The sequence below is a fragment of the Paenibacillus rhizosphaerae genome (assembly GCF_014192015.1).
GTDB classification, from domain to species: domain Bacteria; phylum Bacillota; class Bacilli; order Paenibacillales; family Paenibacillaceae; genus Paenibacillus_AQ; species Paenibacillus_AQ rhizosphaerae.
Genome location: NZ_JACHXJ010000001.1, coordinates 1,231,156 through 1,247,822, shown reverse-complemented (window position 1 = coordinate 1,247,822; position 16,667 = coordinate 1,231,156). Strand labels below are relative to the sequence as shown.

Here is a 16,667-nt window from a genome sequence, read left to right as displayed (position 1 = left end):
TCTGTTTTACCAAATATCCATATCCTCTGGTTATGCGTTGTTCTTGAGCGGGAGCCAGGCAAGCACGTCCTGAATTTTGGCGTCCCAATAGCCCCATTCGTGGCTTCCCGGACCTTCTTCATATGTATAGTCCAGCCCCGACTGCTTGCACGCTTCACGGAACATAACGTTGTCCTCGTACAAAAAGTCCTCGGTGCCGCAGCATTGATACAGCTTCGGTTTCGGCCCTTCCGACTTCGCGCACTGCTCCATCAGCCAGAACAAGTCTTCCTCGCGGTTCTTTTCCGGTTTGTCGCCGTAAATCAGCTTATAATCCGGGAAGCGGTCCGGATCATCCGGGGCTTTCATACCGTTCATCGCACCCGACAATGAAGCGGCGGCCGCAAAGCTCTCCGGTTTGCTAAGAACCCATTTAAACGCCCCGTAACCTCCCATGGACAGCCCTGCGACAAAATTATCCTCCCTTTCCGCCGACAGCGGGAAGAAAGAGCGGGCAATGCTCGGGAGCTCCTCACTGATGAACGTCCAGTACTTGTTCCCATAAGCCATGTCCGTGTAGAAGCTGCGGTGCACCTGGGGCATGACGACCGCCAGTCCCGTCGATGCCACATAACGCTCGATTGACGTTCTGCGCAGCCAGATCGAATCGTCATCCGACAATCCGTGGAGCAGATACAGCGTCGGGTGCTTGTCCGCAAACGTGTTGTTCTGCATCCCGATCTGATGCCGGGTCTGCTGCGGAAGAATGACCGTCATGGAGGTGCTGAGCTGCAGAACATCCGAAAAAAAGTGGCATTGGATCAAAGCCATAATATAAGTCCACCTCTCTATTTTCAATCATTTGGATCAGCTGCCGCTCCTACCCTCTTACTCAGCAGCCCGCTGCCAAGCAGGTTCAGGTTGTTCGGCCTCCCCCATTATTGTAACGCGTCATGGCAAAAAGTTCATGATGATTTTGGGTTGTAACCGAAGGTGGGATCATGTCTATTTATTGTTCATGCTGCCCGCCAAGTCCGTCAGAAGCCGCATGCCGGTCCGAATCTGATCCTCATTGACAAAGCTGTAGCTGAGCCTGATCGATGACCGCATATCGCGCGTCGGGTCAAACACCGTGCCCGGAACGAACGAAACCTCCTCCGCGGTAGCGCGCTGCCATAACATGTCCACAGAAAGATGATCCGGGAGCTTCACCCACAGGTTGAGACCTCCTTCAGGCACCGTCCACTGCCAGCCGGTGTCCCGGAGTGACTCGATCATCAGATCCCGCCGGATCTGAAGGGCAATCCGCAGCTTTTCCAGGTGATTCTGCATCCGCTCTGATCCGAAATAGTGCAGAAACAGCTTCTGATTGACGAGTGGCGAGCCGTTATCCGCAAGCGACTTCAATGTTAACAGCGGCTGAATGACCGAGCTTCGGCCCACCGCAGCACAGATCCGGAGACCCGGAGCCACGTATTTGCTGAAGCTGCTCAAATAGACGACCCATCCCTCCGTGTCATAGGTGAACAACGGTAACGACGGAGGCTCGCCGAAATAAATGTCGCGAAACGTGTCGTCCTCCACAAGCAGGCACTGATATTTCTCGGCCAGGGCGACCAGCTCCTTCCGCTGACCGGAAGGGACCGAATAGCCCGTCGGGTTGTGAAAGGTCGGATTCATGTAGAAAAAGCGGGGCTTGTGCCGCTTCATTATCTCTTCGACCTGTTCAAGATCGTAGCCGCCAGGCGAAATGTCGACGGGGAGAAAACGAGCCCCCTGCGCGCGAAAAATATCCAGTGCCGCGCTGTAAGTCGGACGCTCCACCATCACGGCGTCCAGCGGACGAATATAGAGCCGGGCCAGCAGATCAATGACCTGCTGCGCACCGGATGTGATGATCATCTCGTCCGCCGTTACGCCCGACTTGAGCCGTCCCGTCATGTAATCGCCCAGAAAGTCCCTTAGTTCGGCATCCCCCTGCAAATCGGAGTAAGTGCCGATCATCTTCGGATAGCGGTCAAACACCTCTTTAACATACTGCGACAGATACAGATTCGGAAGCAGATTGGGATCAATCAGCGCCTGCGAAAATTGATAAATAGAAGGCACACGCTGAATGACGGACATCTCGTTCTGATAGGCCCGGGCAGCTGCGGAGCTTTTTTCATATGGTGGCAGTCCAGGAATTTCGTGCATCGGAGCAACATAATATCCCGATTTCTCTTTTACGTAAGCCTTCCCCTCTTCTTTCAGCAGCTGGTAGGCGCGAAAAACGGTGAGCCGATGGACCTGCAGCTCTGCGGCCAGCATCCGGATCGACGGGAGCTTGTCATGGGCTGCAAGCTCTCCCCGCTGAATCCTGGTGACAATATGATCGTAGACCTGCCGATACAGCAGCGGATGATCCTTCTGTGTCGTCTGCAATTTTATCTACCCTCCGGACATGAAGTTGGTTGTAGACTCATTGTACTATACATCCACGTCCAACTGTTCTGTTGTCATGCATCTGTTCTGTGATCCTCCTTGTATGATGGGGAGACAACCAAAGGAGGATTTAGCAATGATACTTGTCAACTACTTGCTGATGTGTCTTATTTTCGGCACAACGTTTCTGGCCATCAAAATCGGGGTGGACGCATCTGCTCCGCCCTTTTTCTCGGCGGGACTGCGCTTTTTCGCGGCCGGCTTGGCGTTGTTTTTGTGGATGGTTTGGCGCAATAAGACCCGCTTCCGTCTTCTGCTGCGCAAAGAAATGCTGCTGACCGGCATTCTGCTGACATTCGGCACCTTTGCACCGCTCTATTGGGCTGAGCAGCACGTTTCTTCCGGGTCCGCTGCCGTCTTCTCGGCTACGGGTCCGCTGATCATTTTACTCATCCAAATGCTGGTCTTCAAAGCCAAAAGCACTGCCCGGACCGTTGCCGGCTGCCTGCTCGGTTTTGCGGGCGTGCTGCTGTTGCTGTTCTCGAACCTCACTTCATCCACCGGAGGCGCCTGGGTCATCGGCGGCCTGGTCATCCTTGCCGGGGAAATCAGCTACGCCGCGGGAACGCTGTATTCGCGAAAGGTGATCCAACGCTTCCCCGAAGCGTCGTCTATTGCGCTGAATGCCGCACAGATGATGTATGGCGGATTCCTTCTGCTTGTCCTTTCCCTGCTGAGTGAGCCCGTTCATTCCGCAGGGCTGCCCGCCGGTGCCGCACTTGGTTCGCTCTTATATCTGATCGTCATGGGATCCATGGTCGCCCACAGCCTGTATTATTGGCTGGTCGCCAAGACGAATCCCGTCTTCCCGTCGACATGGCTGTATATTTCGCCCATGATCGCCATGGCCGCGGGGGCAATATTGTATCATGAACGCATCACCTGGCTTTCGGTCGCCGGCATGATTACGATTATTGCTGGAACGCTGATCACCAATCTGGACAGCATTGTGCGGGTGATCCGCAGGCCGGCGCAACGGACGACAGACGTAACGACAGTCCGTGATTAGGAGCAATTCTTAACAACAGTACAATCAACTTCCATACATCTGCAACCACGGCGGACCATGTGCAGATATACAAATTTTTTCTGCTTTTCGACCCATAACCAATATCGAGCCGGTCACCGGCGAACCGGAAACCATCGATTGCTTGAGGCGATCATGCAGTACGTATTCCATCACCAACGGCAAGTTGGTTTTGGGTAACGTATATAGGGGTTATTCGGGAATGGCTGGAGTGAATTCAGCCTCCTCAGCATGGGAGGAACGAATCACATTCCAAACCGACGGTACCTTCAAAGCCGACAACTTCACCCATGGTACACAGGAGGCTGGTTCCGGAACAACTAATACTGTCGCAGGATCTAGCGGAACGGGAACGTACAGGATTTCAGGCAATACGATTACCCTCAAATTTACGGGCGGTACAGTTGAACGTTACATCTTTTTTATCCATACCGGCAAGGACGGAAAGCCGAATGTTCAGGATGTTGAAGTCGGCAGCCGGAACTTCTTCGTCGATGCGGAATGATCTGACTTTATCCTGTCTTAGCATAAACACAACCAATCAAAACGGCCGGTCAGGAATCATCCTGACCGGCCGTTTGTCGTCTAAAGATATTTGCATTGATCTATTCCTTAAATTAAGCCCGCTTCCCGAAGAAACGATCGTACCACCTGGGTTTGGTAGCTGATCCGTATGTTCATGTCAAGGCTCCAGCACGTTTCAACGGTTACCGCTTTGGCCCGAAGCCGATCGGCCGCAGCTGTCCGGGAAGAGCCCTTCAGCTTGTGCATCCGGATATGAAAACGGTGAGAACGGCGGACCACCCTCCCGTTCATCTGATTGATCACCCTCCGGACAGCGGGTACAGCCGGGCTTCCCGAATCCGTAATCAGCGTCTGTCCCAGCACGTCTGCGCTCGCGGACGACAGGCCGTTGGCTTCGTGAAGATCCAGGTACCAGGCAGGTTTATACTTTCGCATGATTTTATACAAGACACGCGACATTTCATGCGTGGTGCGGCCTGACGGACCGCGCGGGAACGTCCGGTTCAAATCCGGCTTGCCCCGGATTCGTTTTTTGAAGGCAGGCCGATTGGCAATAGGGACCACGATCAGCGTGCCCCGTTCAATCGTCCAATCGCCTTTTTTCAGCTGTTTAACCAGCTGCTGAGCGGCGCGAATGCTCCCCACTTCCCTGCCATGAATGCCTGCCACGATCATGAAAACAGTTCCAGGAGCATCACCCTCAAAAATGTGCATCGTTGTTTCATACGAGGTTCCTTGGGCGAGTTTGCGACTTTCGTACAACATAGCCTTCACCACCTCCGATACGGTATCCTATGCTAGATTGATAGGAGGTGTACAGGCAGGAGTTGTCCGGAAAATATGATTTTTGCTCCATTCCCCTACGATCACTTTTTTAGCATCCTCATCAGCATTTCCGCTGACGGAGTCCCGTACGGCTTCTCATCCGCTTCCTCGACGATCAAGGCGTTCACAATGTAAAAATACCAGTGCAGCAGCTCGCGAGGATCGCCTTCGGCAAACTCCCCGGCTTCCTGTCCCTGCACAAACAAAGGCATGAGCGGCTCGATCATGGCATCCGCCGAATGCTCCTTTAGAATCTCTGCGGCGTCCTTGGGAATGGCGTCAAGGCTGCGGACGGCGCGGAGAATAAGCATAAAAGCGAACTTATTCTCGCTGAGCATATTTTCCGTCAGCGCTTTAATCTGCTCATAAGGCGTGCCCGGCAGGCTTGGCACATTCCCCGTCTCTCTCCGCCCTTCCTCCATCAGTTCCTGGACGATGCTGGTAAACAGCTCATCCTTGGACGTGAAATAACGGTAGATCAGTCCCTCGCTGACGCCGGCTTCCGCCGCGATCATGCTGGTCTTCGTTCCTGTAAAGCCGTTGCGGGCAAAAAGCTTTGTCGCGGCCTGCTTGATTTGATTCTTCCTCTCATCCCGAATATGGGCCAGCTGTTCCTTATTTAATGGCGACAATAGACTTCGAACTCCAATCTCTCGAAAATAATGTATTCCTATTGTACCATGTCGTTCCTTCCGGATCACCGTGCTTGCTTCATTTCGACTGCCGCAGCCAAGGGCCGTACCTTCTTCTGCAGCATGCCGAAAAATTGTTCCGGCCGGGAGAAGCACGCCAAATGGCCGGCCTGATGGATGAGCACGAACTCTTTGTCAGGGGCGTCGATGCGGTCGTAATACGCTTTGGCCGTAGCCGTTGGCGTAATAAAGTCCGAGTCTCCTTGAACAATAAACACCGGCAGCTCGAAGCGGTAACCGATCTTCTCAAAATTAAAACGGACCATGTCTTCATGAAGAGCTTCAGCGGAAAATTTCATGCCTTTAAACATATCCGTCATATCCCTCATCGTGTGTTCCGGAGATGACAGCATCGAAGGCATGATCAAATCCGTGATCATGTTGGGGACACCGCGAATCGCCTTCACCATAAGCCGATTACGTGCATCGATATCCCTGCTGTTCCAGGAAGAAGGATCGTTCCCCATCCGCTCAAGCAGTTCGGCCCCCTTCCGGTTCCCTGTAGTCCGGAATGCTTCCAGCAGCAATCGATGTCCAACGTGTTCGGGATCGGGAGCGTTCTGATCCGTCCCTACATAAGCGTGGTATAAATCCGGACGACGCGCGGCCATCATGATGCCGGTAAGGCTGCCCGCCGAACTGCCAACCAGAATCAGCTTTGTCTGCTGGAGCTTGCCGCATAGATATTCGGATAACTCGATCCCGTCCTTCGCCAACCGGTCGAAGGTCAGCGATCCGCTGCCTTGTTTGCCGTTGCGCCGAAAGGTCTTCCCTGCTCCCCGCTGATCCCACTGCACGATCGTAAAATCCTTCTCCCAGGAACGCAGAAGTGGACTGAAGATGGAGTATACCGATCCCGGCCCCCCGTGAACTAACAGCAGTACCGGATTGCGCCGGTTCTCCCCCCGGACGGTCACCCATTGTTCAATCCCGCCAATACGCACAAAGCCGGATTCGGCGATTCCTTCGGGTGCGGTTATGCGAAGCAGCTGCGCATTTTTCTGTTGATTTCTTTTCCGCATCACGATTTGAACCAAAGCATTGCTCATATGAATTCCCCGCTTTCATTTTAAAATGAGTGAGTAACTCACTCATTATTCATCATAAGGATAATGGATCCCCGAATCCATTGTCAATGGGTATATTAAAATTTTTTCTTTGATAAGACGCTAAAAAGCGGCCAACGCCTCTCGCGTTGACCGCTTCGTCACTGTGCTTGAATTTACGGCTTTTTCGGCAGATCGTTCGCTTCCCGAATGAGGGAAAAGTATTGATCGGCCAGCACCGGCTGGTATTCCGGCCCGAGCGATTCCGTCAGCTTCGCCACATCAGTCGGCGTCATATTCCAGGCCAGAAGCCCGAGGGATACGAACAGCGGAGATTTGCCGTCCCATTTCGCTTTGGCGTCCGCCAGAATCTTTTGTCCATCCTGTACGGTACTAATGCCCTGAATCGTCGATACCGGCAGGTCTCCTTTCAAGATATCCACCCCGAAATGATCTTCCCAGCTCAGGAACAGCCCGTTCGGACGGTAGTTGTCCTCATAAGCTTTGACGACGGAGTCGCTGAGCGGAACGTTTTGGTTCGCAATACGGTTCAATACGTAGGGTACGGTCATTCCGGTCTTTTTCAAGTAGGAGGAAGTCTTCTTCAGGAAATCGGGCAGCGTCTTCTCCGGCCAGGCGTTCGGGTAGAAATACCCGCCGCCGGACGGTCCGGCGATCAGCTGGTCGTTGGCGGTTGCCGTGCTTCTGAAGTAGTTCAGCATAGCCGGCGCCCCGTCGTACAGCATCGGACTGGACGTCCAGTTGATTGGCACTTTGCCGCGGTTCGGATCATCCCACAAAATGCGCATCCGGTGCTGGTTGTACTGGAAGTTGTCGCCTTCGCTGAAGGTGTATGTCACATAAATTTTATTTTCCAGCTTCGGTGTCTTGACCTTGTCGGACGGAAGCGGCCCCTGGCCTTTGTTCTCCGTACCGGAAAATACGGTCAGATTGCTGAACCAGTCGGCAGCAAGAACGTAGATGCTGTGGTTCGACAACAGCTCGACTCCGTTGAATTCGCCTTCGGTATCGTTGCTGAACCAGCCAAGGTATGGTGTTCCCGCCGGAACATCGGCGAGGATCTTATCAAACAATGCTTTTTGCTCAGGCGTATTGGTGCCCAGCCAGAATACCATCGCCTTGTTGGCGACCGCATAATCGCGGAGGTAACCATACGGCTCTTTCTGCTCCGATGAAGCCGGCGCTTCGTTGCCCGCGTACACCTTGAATTGGTTCCACATGTCCACCGAAGCGGTCAACGATTTCGTACCAGCAGGCACTTTAAATTCGTACACAAAGTACCGTCCGTTGTCCGCGAACCGGTGTCCTCCGCTGCCGTCGGAAAGCTGCGAGCTTTGGGCGTCGTACAGGAACGGTTTCTCGTCTTCGGTTCCGGGCACGAACTGGGCGATCGTCTGGCCATCAGCCTTCACGGTCACTTCGTGAACGGCCGAACCCCATCCGTCCTGCTGGAACGCATCCTCAAAGCGGAGGTATACCGCATCCGTTCCAAGGAAAGACGTCAAATCCAGGTCGTAGGTCTGGCGGTTCTTCGCATCCCGCTCCTGCGTCTTTTCCTCCGCCACCACTTTGAATGACTGCGGGAGTCCCGGAGGCAGCTTCACCGACGTATCCGGGCTCAGCCCGATCAGCATCCGGTGTGTAGTCTGCTTCCACAAGTTTTCGTACTGCCAGGTGTAGGCATCCAATTTATCCTTGAATTTGCCCTGCAAATCATCGAGCACTTTCAGGCCGAAAGGAGCCGCCGTCAGCTTGGCGCTGAGCTCCGGGCTGGCGACCACCGCATCCTTCAACCCGGCAAGCGTTGTCGCCACGTTAATGCTGTCCGGCACTTTCGGATCGTAGACGATGATTCCCTTCACTTCTTTTTTAAAATCGCTTACCAGTTCCCAAGGATCGTCATGCACCGTATAAGGGACCTTGAGATCGTTCAGCCAGGTCATTTTGCCTTCTTCCTGGTTCTCCAGCAAATAAATTCGAGGCTGGTTTCGGTTGACGATGCCCTGCAGGGTCGCAAGCATGATTTTGACGTCGCCAGGTGCGTCATAAACGTCTGCAACGTCCAGATGCTTCACCTTTGCAAAGGTTGGAAGCGCTTGCGATTCCGGCCACTTGATGCCGCTGGATGAGGATGAGGGATTTGCCGCCGGCTCGGCGGACGCGCCCATGGAGACGGACAGCGCACAGACCGCAGCGAGACAAACCGTGGTGAACTTTCGAAGCATGAACAATACACCTCAACTTTACGCTGATTTGGTTGGCAATTGAAAGAAACACCTTACTCCCGGCCCTTACTTGAAACCTCGCCATGCTGAACGCCGAACGGAATCGAGGTTCTCCTCCATTGCTGGTACACAATCTATATTTAATATATCTAATATTGCTTTACAAGGCTTTCGACAAAAATAGTTAAAAAATAGTGCTCGTGGAGCATTCGTTTAGTCCGTTGTTCCGAATAAGCCGACAAAAAAGGATATGTCATTTTCATACCAAAAAGCCCCAGGTCATGGATAATCCTGAGGCTCTGCTTCGCACTCTCTATTTGATCGTTAATCGTCCAAGCTGATTGCTTTCCTCGGCAAACCACACCGTCCCGTCCGTGGCGACAGCGATGCCATGCGGTTCCGCCCCCTGCGTCGGAATGTCGTATTCGGTCAGTTTACCCTCCACGGTGATGCGGCCGATCCGGTTCGCACCCCATTCCGTAAACCAAAGGTCCTGGCCGATGCCGGAAGTGATCGCATGAGGCTTCGCGCCAGGTGTAGATAGCGGATACTCGCTTATCTGACCGTCCGTCGTGATTCTGCCGACCCGATTCCCGGCGATCTCCACAAACCAGAGCGCACCGTCAGGACCCGCGGTGATCCCGACCGGTGCGGAACCCGGCGTCGGAAGTATGTAGTGAGTCACCTTACCGTCCAGCGAGATGGTGCCGATCCGATTCCCTTGGTTTTCCGTAAACCATAGCTTCCCGTCACTGCCCGTTGTGATGAAGGATGGAAAGGCACCCTCATGAGGAAGCTTGTACTCGGTCACTTCACCCGCAGGGCTGAGCCTGCCGATCCGGCCGGTCATCATCTCGGTGAACCAGATCGCCCCGTCAGGCCCTTCAGCGAGACCAAACGGCGCACAGCCCGGGTCCGGGAGCTTATACTCCGTGAACTCTCCGCCTGGTGTCATCCGGCCGATTTGACCGGCATGATACTCGTTAAACCAAAGATCCCCATTTACTCCGCAAAGGATCGACATCACCCCCGCATTTGGCGTCGGCACGTCAAACGCGGTAAACTTGCCGCGCTCATTCCGGGCTCCGATCCGGTTCCTTTTCTGCTCCGTGAACCACACAGTCCCTTCTCTGCCAGCCGTGATACCGTAAGGCCCCGAGTCCGGCAAAGGCAAGGGGAATTCCACCATTTCAATTCTCATCTGGGCTTCCTCCTTCCTGCAGCTTTGGCTTGCCCATCTGCCGGAGCAGATCCATGTCCCCGCTGGTAATGGCACCCATGAACCGCTCGATTTCTTCGATATCGTGATCCCACCAGCGGATCTCCAGAAGCTCGGCAATCACCTCCGGTTCGTAGCGCTTGCGGATTTCCTTCGCGGGGTTGCCGCCGACGATAGTGTAGGGCTCGACGTCCCTTGTCACGACGGCTTCGGCCGCGATGATCGCTCCATCGCCAATTTTCACGCCCGGCAGAATGGCCGCCCGCCGGCCGATCCAGACGTCGTTTCCGACGACGGTATCCCCCTTGATCGGCAGCTGATCCAATGTTGGCGTGTGGGCTTCCCAACCGTTTCCGAAAATATTAAAAGGAAACGTGGAGCCGTCCATCCGATGGTTGCCTCCGTCCATCATAAAGCGCGCCTCTCCGGCAATCGAGCAAAACTTGCCGATGATCAGCTTGGTACTTAAGAATTCGTAATGATATAACACCTGATCTTCAAACGACTCCCCGTTGATCGCATAGTAGTAAGAATAATCCCCCGCAATCAGGTTCGGCATGGTAATCACGTTTTTGATAAACTGCATATTTGTGTCCCCGGGTATCGGGTACTTCGTGTTCGGGTTAGGACCTGGCATGCAAGTCACTCCTTTCGATCGTTCAGCAGATTGGATAGCGCATCCGGTTGCCTTATAGCCACACAAAAAAGCCTCTGTCCCGATGTTCAGGACAGGAGGCTGCATGCGCATGGAAATCCGCTGAATCCTCTCGTCAAGAGGGTGCGCCATGATCCCGTATTTAAGAAGCACATGCCCAACCGGCATGAGTTCTTAAAAAAGCCCGCACGAATCCTATCCTGAACATCGTTTCAAACGATTGTCTTGTGTGGATAGGATTAGTAGATCATTGGCCTAAGGTCACCCTTTCATGACTTGAATGCCCTTAATTTACCATACCCCAGGCACAGGTTCAACCCTTTTTCCATTAAGCCTTTCACGACGATTAGTTTAAGTTTTGGCTATGTAAACCACATCCGGCTCGACGTTCCGCGGCTGCTCAATGCGGATTTCTTCCACATCGGCAAATCGGGACCCGAGAAGAGCCTTAAATGCCGGAGAAGCGGAGGCACTCCAGAAAGACATGACGCCTCCGGGATTCAGCAGCTTGGTAAGCGCCTTCAATCCAACCGGCGAATATAAGCTTTCGTTGTCTTGAAACACCGTCCAATCCGGCCCGTTATCAATGTCGAAACATAACGCATCGAACGTCTCGCCGGTCTCGGATATCCATTTCAGCAGGTCGGCGCATATGACCCTCGTCTTTGGGTGGGACATCGCATTTCCGGAAAATGGCGCTAAATAGGTCCGGTTCCAGGCGATGACCCGGTCTTCGATTTCCACGACCGTAACTTGACCGGTTTGCGGATGATGCACGGCCTCTCCCAACGAATAGCCGACGCCCAAGCCTCCGATCAGCACGGTCATGCCGTCTTTGGCGCAGGCATCGATGACGGAACGGACAAGCCTTTTTTCAGACTCGCCGTTATAGGTGGCCATAAGAAACGTGCCGTTGCTGATCAACTCGTATTCGCCGCCCCGCCGCTGGAGCTGAATTTCACCGCGCGGGGTATCGCAGCGCTCCAAAACTTCCAATGGGGCTGCTAGCATGTAACCGCCTCCCTAGAGATACTCCCATTTTTCCCACATTTCCACCGGATTTAACTCATAAATTTCTTTTTCACGATACAGGTAGTGATGCATAATGAACTCCCTGCGGATCGTGGCGAAATCGGGATGAAACGTTTTAATGAACTCGTTGATTTCCTTCTCCGTATATTTTCGTCCCATATCCAGGTTTCGCACCATAAACTCAAGAACAATCAGCTTTTTCTTGAGCTGTGCCGGGATGTTCTTCAGCCGGCCGTCATCCATGATGAAGCTTTTGAGCACGGTGTCCCGAAGCTTCTCGTTCTTGGCGGACAACTGCGATCCGGGCTGATCTTCCTGCGGCTCATAATTGCGGATCAGCTTCAGCAGCTGGCCTTCCGTTCGCTCGATCATGTCCTGCGAAATCCGGTAGAACGACACGTTCTTCTCCCGGCGCTCCATAACGACCCCAACTTCCTTTAATTTGGCGATATGATGCGTGATCGTCGCAGGGGTGACACCCAGCTTCTCCGCGAGGGTCATTCCGTTGATTTCTTCTTGAGACAAGAGTACCAGAATCCGGATCCGGTTCCGGTCGGCTAACGCCTTATAATAATTGACCAATTTATCGAGCTGCAGAAAAACCACCCTTTATATGTATATTAAATTTAATGTCTATTAAATATAAGGATAATCAATATTTTTGCTTCCGTCAAGAAAAGAGCCTGAAAAGCTCCTCTGACCCTGAGGCCTTGACGATTATTTTCAAAAACGGACTGCGGCCGAAAAGGACACCTTCCAATAAAAAAGACTCCTTACATGGAGTCTAGTCATTTCGAAAAACTTGCTATGTGTAATCAAAATATTGACTCAGCGCACCTTGGGTACGATCTTTTATGCTTTGCGTCCCTGCTCTTCGGTTACCCGATCAAGCCATTCTTCCACCAAAACGCGGAACAGTCCGCTTTGTTCGATCTGCAGATTATGGCCCGCCCGATCAAGCATGACAAAGCTTGCGCGCGGATACTCGTTCGCAAACTCCCACTGATTCCGGTAACCGACAATATGATCCTGCCTGCCGGCCAGAATAAGTACGGGCTTCTCATAAGGGGCGTTCAGCTTCTCCAATTCGGTCGAAAGATCATAGTGCTTGCGGAGACGCTCTAGAAACGGCCGATCCGCTTTTCTAAGTCCGGTCAGGATTTCCCGTTCATACCGGCTCCAATTGTACTCGTCCTGTACCGTATGCATTCCGCTAAATTCACCGGCGTTCGGATGGTTCAGCTGCGACATAAACCCTTCGTCCCGGGCAATGAGCTGAAATGCCGGCGCATCGTGCTTCGCCTGTCCGGCCGTCGGACAGATCAGGAGCAGACCCTCGATCTGATGCAGGCGCTTCTTGAGCAGTCCTCTGGACAAATAGCCCCCGTAAGACTCCCCAGCCAAAAGAAATGGCTCATCCCCCAAAATTTCTCCAACAAATTCATCGAGCGCCTTCAGCATATCATCCGTACTCTGGATACCGTCCGTAACGGTGCTGTCCCCCATTCCCGGCAAATCCGGATAGATTCTCTTCCAACCGGATTGATTCGTGAACACCGGCTCCATACATCCCGTCATGAGGTGATGGTCACAGGAAAACCCATGCAGGAGCAACACCGGCTTGCCGGTGCCGTGAATCTCGTAGTGAATCGTCGTATGTTTCAGCTCGCATTTCATAAGAATGCCTCCTCGCATATTACATAGATATCTATATATTACAGTGTACCGAAGAAATTTATAGATGTCTATACAATTGCCGGCGAAGCGTTAGAACCTTTTCAATATTCGCTCCAACAAGGATTCAAGCTGGACCTGCTCCCCTTCGGAAAGTCCGCCGTATAAGGTCTCGTTGAGACGGTTGGACACTTCCCGGAACACGGGCTCCAACTCTCTTCCTTTGGGTGTCAGCGAAACCAGCGTAATCCGGCTGTCTTCCTTGCTCTTCACTTTGCGGACGTACCCCAGCTTGTCCAGCTTGTTCACGAGCACGGTGACCGTCGGCTGCGTCCGGTCGATTTTTTCGCTCAGGGCAGTTATGGGCTGCATGTCCTGGATATACAGCGCCCACAAAATATCTCCGTGCGAGGAGACGATGCCCTCGATGCCGCGCTGTTCCAGCTCGGATACAATCATGGCGTTAATGGCGTTCCGGATTTTGCTGAACATGGTGGCTGCGTTTTTTTTCATCATGATCCCTTCCTTCTTGTTTCCCCAATATATAAAGGTTTGTACGACAAGTCTATCGAAATAACCAGCTGTAGTATAAGTCCTCTATTCCTGCTTGAATTTATGAAAATGCATCGTAAACGCGGTCGACTCGCCTTCGGCGGAATCAACCGTCAGGCGGTGGCTGAGCTTCAGGGCCATCTGACGGGCCAAATAGAGCCCCATGCCGGTGGATTTGGCTTCGGTCCTGCCTGTACCGCCGGTAAAGCCTCTGTCAAAGACACGCGGCAGATCCTCCGCCTTGATACCGATCCCCGTGTCTTCAATAACCAGCCGCTTCTCGGCGGCATCCTCCTCACAACGGAACAGGATGCGGCCGTTCTCGCCGGTATATTTGAGCGCGTTGGACACGATCTGATCGATCATATAACCCAGCCATTTGCCGTCGGTATGAACGAATAACGGCTTGCCTACCATCTGAAACTGGATTCTCTTGTTGATAAACAGCTTGGCGTATTTCTTGACGCTTGCTTTAATCAGTGGCTCCAGCGCGGTTTCGGTAATCAAGTAATCCCGATTGAACGAGTCAATCCGTGAATAATAGAGCGCCTGCTCCACATAATGGTCGATTTGGTCGATCTCGTCTTCCAGCTTGTCCATGACGGCTTCTACATGATGAGTCATACCGTTCTCCAACAGCAGTCTGGACGCGGTAATCGGCAGCTTCACTTCATGAATCCATGACATGATAAAATCCTGGTGATCCTTCTTCTCGCGAAGCTGCTGCTGAAGCTGGGCGGAGTGAATCCGTTGAAGCCGCCTGACCCATTCATTCACGATGGCTTGCTGCGGATGCTGCGGTTCGGGAAGGAGCGCCGTCACTTCCTCCACTTTGCTGATGTTCATTTGCCGAAGCATTTGATAATAAGGCCTGCGGTAAAAATACCCGATCACCAAGTACAGCACGGCACCGGCTAAACAGATGATATTTAAGTACACCAAGTTTCCTGTTCCGGAAGCGCCGTCCGAATCCATAACCATAAACAGCGTCACAACGGTCATCAGCAGAATATAGAACACGACAAACCAGCTTTTGACCTTCACATAGTCCACAAATTTCATGGTATCAGATACCCTTGCCCCTTCTTGGTCACTATATAATCCTTCTTTCCGAGGTCAGCCAGCTTCTTCCGGATTCTGACGATATTCACGGTAAGCGTATTGTCGTCAATAAAACTTTCGTCCGCCCATAAGCTCCGCATGATCTTCGTTCGGCCGACGATCGTTCCTGCGTGCCGCATCAGCATGTTCAGTATGATAAATTCGGTTTTGGTCAGCTCTGCACGCTGCTCTCCGACGGACACATCCCCATCGTTCAGGTTCAGCAGTACGCCTTGGTGCTCGATGATATGGGTCTGCACATCAAGGTAGGAGTACACTCTTCGCAGCATGGCGTTAATCTTGGCCATCAGCACGTCCATATGAAAGGGCTTCTGGATGAAATCGTCCCCTCCCATATTCATCGCCATCACCATGTCCATCGGCGTCGTTCGCGAGGATAAAAAGAGGATCGGCACTTTGGACACCTCCCTGATCCGGCTGCACCAATAGTAACCGTCGAACCTTGGAAGGTTAATATCCAGAATGACCAGTCCGGGCGCCTGTTCGCTGAACAAAGACATCACCTGCTCGAAATCGCTGACCAGGATAGGTTCGAATCCCCATTTCGCAAGCGAATCCCCGATCATCTCCCGGATGACGGGTTCATCCTCCACGACCAAAATTTTCATGTTCATCCGGTTCATCCTTTGCTCACGCACTAATATCGATATCCTTATTGTAAACGACATCCTCCCCTGCCTCCAGTTTTTCCGCCCAATGTGACAAAATCGTTAGGTTGCTTCTTAAACCGTAAGCTTTGATGCATTTTGACTCTTCTATAATGAACACTACCGGGCTTGGTAAACACAAAGAAAAAGGAGGATTTTATGCAAGGACATGGTAAAATAGCGCTGACCTCAGCAGCAGCGATGCAGAGGTTTCCGGGTCCGTGGGCCGGGGGAATCGCCTTGATCGTTTCGCCGATACTGCTTCTGGCGGGCATCCTGCTCCGCTCACCGTATCATTTTTTCTTTCCCGACCAGTTAGCCGCTTATGACGAGCATCCGCTGCAGATGACGGCTTCATACAGCCTGTTCGGGGCCGGGATCGTCATGCTCTGGCCGGCCGTGCTGCTGCTGGTCCAGTCGATCGGCGTTTCGAAACCGCGCTTCGCGCTTTGGAGCGGATTATTCGTCATTTCAGGCCTGTTTGCCCGCACCTTCCATGCCGGAGTCGACCATCTGGCTTTTCAGCTGGTGAAAACCGGCGGCGCAGGTCAGGCGGTGAACACGGTCGCAGATGCGTACGGTGCCTTCCACATATACAGCACTTTTAATCTGCCTATCATCTTAGGATGGATCGTTCTGGCCATCGGTTCTTACCGTTCCGGTACGCTCGGCCCGGTCCAATCCGCAGCACTGGCACTGGCCGCCGCACTCCCGCTCGGCGTGTTGAAAGGAACCACACCGTGGTCTATAGCGGCAGCAGGAGGGCTGGCCGTCGCTTTTATTCCGTTCGGATGGACTGTAATCCGCAGCCCCCCTTTTCCCGGGTGGTTGAAAACAGGAACTTGGACGTTGATCGTCTGCGCCGGGATTGTCCTGTTCACTTTGTTCGGCCGCATGGGCTAATGAAGCCTACTACGGACCCCTATTAAGGAGGAGACACAA

The 16,667-nt window shown here is 52.9% G+C and carries 17 protein-coding genes; 3 read left to right on the top strand and 14 right to left on the bottom strand.

Going from position 1 to position 16,667, the window contains the following annotated elements; all coding sequences use genetic code 11:
- Positions 1-30: 30 nt before the first annotated feature.
- Together FHS19_RS05465 and FHS19_RS05460 are read right to left on the bottom strand one after the other, a co-directional pair.
- Entirely contained in the window at positions 31-810 is a 780-nt protein-coding gene (locus FHS19_RS05465; protein ID WP_183579700.1) for an alpha/beta hydrolase, read from the bottom strand.
- 174 nt (positions 811-984) lie between these two features.
- On the bottom strand, positions 985-2,403 hold the full coding sequence (locus FHS19_RS05460; protein WP_246426423.1) for an aminotransferase-like domain-containing protein: 1,419 nt from the start codon (positions 2,401-2,403) through the stop codon (positions 985-987).
- A 136-nt stretch (positions 2,404-2,539) separates the two neighbouring features.
- On the opposite strand from FHS19_RS05460, the gene FHS19_RS05455 reads away from it, so the two are divergent.
- Positions 2,540-3,472, top strand: coding sequence for a DMT family transporter (locus tag FHS19_RS05455; RefSeq protein ID WP_183579697.1), 933 nt, complete (start codon positions 2,540-2,542; stop codon positions 3,470-3,472).
- Positions 3,473-3,692: 220 nt separating this feature from the next.
- The gene (locus tag FHS19_RS05450; RefSeq protein WP_183579694.1) at positions 3,693-3,995 is read left to right on the top strand and encodes a lipocalin family protein; all 303 of its coding nucleotides are present in this window, start codon (positions 3,693-3,695) and stop codon (positions 3,993-3,995) included.
- Positions 3,996-4,102: 107 nt separating this feature from the next.
- Here FHS19_RS05450 and FHS19_RS05445 read toward each other — a convergent pair whose 3' ends face one another.
- The 12 genes from FHS19_RS05445 to FHS19_RS05390 all read right to left on the bottom strand — a co-directional run bounded on the left by FHS19_RS05445 (position 4,103) and on the right by FHS19_RS05390 (position 15,686).
- Positions 4,103-4,780, bottom strand: coding sequence for a M14 family metallopeptidase (locus FHS19_RS05445; RefSeq protein WP_183579691.1), 678 nt, complete (start codon positions 4,778-4,780; stop codon positions 4,103-4,105).
- 101 nt (positions 4,781-4,881) lie between these two features.
- The gene (locus FHS19_RS05440; protein WP_183579688.1) at positions 4,882-5,472 is read right to left on the bottom strand and encodes a TetR/AcrR family transcriptional regulator; all 591 of its coding nucleotides are present in this window, start codon (positions 5,470-5,472) and stop codon (positions 4,882-4,884) included.
- A gap of 65 nt (positions 5,473-5,537) precedes the next feature.
- Positions 5,538-6,581, bottom strand: a complete 1,044-nt coding sequence (locus FHS19_RS05435) for an alpha/beta fold hydrolase (RefSeq protein WP_221223831.1) — start codon at positions 6,579-6,581, stop codon at positions 5,538-5,540.
- A 173-nt stretch (positions 6,582-6,754) separates the two neighbouring features.
- A complete protein-coding gene (locus FHS19_RS05430; RefSeq protein WP_183579685.1) occupies positions 6,755-8,824 on the bottom strand; it encodes a GxGYxYP domain-containing protein in 2,070 nt (689 codons plus the stop codon).
- Positions 8,825-9,137: 313 nt separating this feature from the next.
- Complete coding sequence (locus FHS19_RS05425; RefSeq protein ID WP_183579683.1) at positions 9,138-10,025, bottom strand: Vgb family protein; 888 nt, start codon at positions 10,023-10,025, stop codon at positions 9,138-9,140.
- Positions 10,015-10,680 (bottom strand): Vat family streptogramin A O-acetyltransferase, encoded by a 666-nt coding sequence (locus tag FHS19_RS05420; protein ID WP_183579680.1) that lies wholly within the window; start codon positions 10,678-10,680, stop codon positions 10,015-10,017. Before FHS19_RS05420 ends, FHS19_RS05425 begins: the two co-directional genes overlap by 11 nt.
- A 369-nt stretch (positions 10,681-11,049) precedes the next feature.
- Positions 11,050-11,709, bottom strand: coding sequence for a spermidine synthase (locus tag FHS19_RS05415; protein ID WP_183579677.1), 660 nt, complete (start codon positions 11,707-11,709; stop codon positions 11,050-11,052).
- 12 nt (positions 11,710-11,721) lie between these two features.
- The gene (locus FHS19_RS05410) at positions 11,722-12,327 is read right to left on the bottom strand and encodes a DUF2087 domain-containing protein (RefSeq protein WP_183581456.1); all 606 of its coding nucleotides are present in this window, start codon (positions 12,325-12,327) and stop codon (positions 11,722-11,724) included.
- Between the two features lie 255 nt (positions 12,328-12,582).
- On the bottom strand, positions 12,583-13,407 hold the full coding sequence (locus FHS19_RS05405; protein ID WP_183579674.1) for an alpha/beta fold hydrolase: 825 nt from the start codon (positions 13,405-13,407) through the stop codon (positions 12,583-12,585).
- Between the two features lie 90 nt (positions 13,408-13,497).
- Complete coding sequence (locus FHS19_RS05400) at positions 13,498-13,920, bottom strand: MarR family winged helix-turn-helix transcriptional regulator (protein ID WP_183579671.1); 423 nt, start codon at positions 13,918-13,920, stop codon at positions 13,498-13,500.
- An 81-nt stretch (positions 13,921-14,001) separates the two neighbouring features.
- On the bottom strand, positions 14,002-15,018 hold the full coding sequence (locus FHS19_RS05395) for a sensor histidine kinase (RefSeq protein WP_183579668.1): 1,017 nt from the start codon (positions 15,016-15,018) through the stop codon (positions 14,002-14,004).
- The gene (locus tag FHS19_RS05390; RefSeq protein ID WP_183581455.1) at positions 15,015-15,686 is read right to left on the bottom strand and encodes a response regulator transcription factor; all 672 of its coding nucleotides are present in this window, start codon (positions 15,684-15,686) and stop codon (positions 15,015-15,017) included. The genes FHS19_RS05395 and FHS19_RS05390 overlap by 4 nt, the downstream gene beginning before the upstream one ends.
- Positions 15,687-15,884: 198 nt before the next feature.
- Here FHS19_RS05390 and FHS19_RS05385 point away from each other — a divergent pair, with 198 nt between their 5' ends.
- Positions 15,885-16,628: a hypothetical protein gene (locus FHS19_RS05385; RefSeq protein WP_183579665.1), complete on the top strand. Its 744-nt coding sequence runs from the start codon at positions 15,885-15,887 to the stop codon at positions 16,626-16,628.
- The last annotated feature ends 39 nt before the right edge of the window (positions 16,629-16,667 follow it).

Bases quoted from the DNA above. Each gene is read 5' to 3' on its own strand.
- FHS19_RS05400 (WP_183579671.1), bottom strand. From the start codon at position 13,920: ATGATGAAAAAAAACGCAGCCACCATGTTCAGCAAAATCCGGAACGCC.
- FHS19_RS05425 (WP_183579683.1), bottom strand. From the start codon at position 10,025: ATGAGAATTGAAATGGTGGAATTCCCCTTGCCTTTGCCGGACTCGGGG.
- FHS19_RS05395 (WP_183579668.1), bottom strand. From the start codon at position 15,018: ATGAAATTTGTGGACTATGTGAAGGTCAAAAGCTGGTTTGTCGTGTTC.
- FHS19_RS05385 (WP_183579665.1), top strand. From the start codon at position 15,885: ATGCAAGGACATGGTAAAATAGCGCTGACCTCAGCAGCAGCGATGCAG.
- FHS19_RS05390 (WP_183581455.1), bottom strand. From the start codon at position 15,686: ATGAAAATTTTGGTCGTGGAGGATGAACCCGTCATCCGGGAGATGATC.
- FHS19_RS05445 (WP_183579691.1), bottom strand. From the start codon at position 4,780: ATGTTGTACGAAAGTCGCAAACTCGCCCAAGGAACCTCGTATGAAACA.
- FHS19_RS05405 (WP_183579674.1), bottom strand. From the start codon at position 13,407: ATGAAATGCGAGCTGAAACATACGACGATTCACTACGAGATTCACGGC.
- FHS19_RS05465 (WP_183579700.1), bottom strand. From the start codon at position 810: ATGGCTTTGATCCAATGCCACTTTTTTTCGGATGTTCTGCAGCTCAGC.
- FHS19_RS05450 (WP_183579694.1), top strand. From the start codon at position 3,693: ATGGCTGGAGTGAATTCAGCCTCCTCAGCATGGGAGGAACGAATCACA.
- FHS19_RS05415 (WP_183579677.1), bottom strand. From the start codon at position 11,709: ATGCTAGCAGCCCCATTGGAAGTTTTGGAGCGCTGCGATACCCCGCGC.
- FHS19_RS05420 (WP_183579680.1), bottom strand. From the start codon at position 10,680: ATGCCAGGTCCTAACCCGAACACGAAGTACCCGATACCCGGGGACACA.
- FHS19_RS05435 (WP_221223831.1), bottom strand. From the start codon at position 6,581: ATGAGCAATGCTTTGGTTCAAATCGTGATGCGGAAAAGAAATCAACAG.
- FHS19_RS05430 (WP_183579685.1), bottom strand. From the start codon at position 8,824: ATGCTTCGAAAGTTCACCACGGTTTGTCTCGCTGCGGTCTGTGCGCTG.
- FHS19_RS05455 (WP_183579697.1), top strand. From the start codon at position 2,540: ATGATACTTGTCAACTACTTGCTGATGTGTCTTATTTTCGGCACAACG.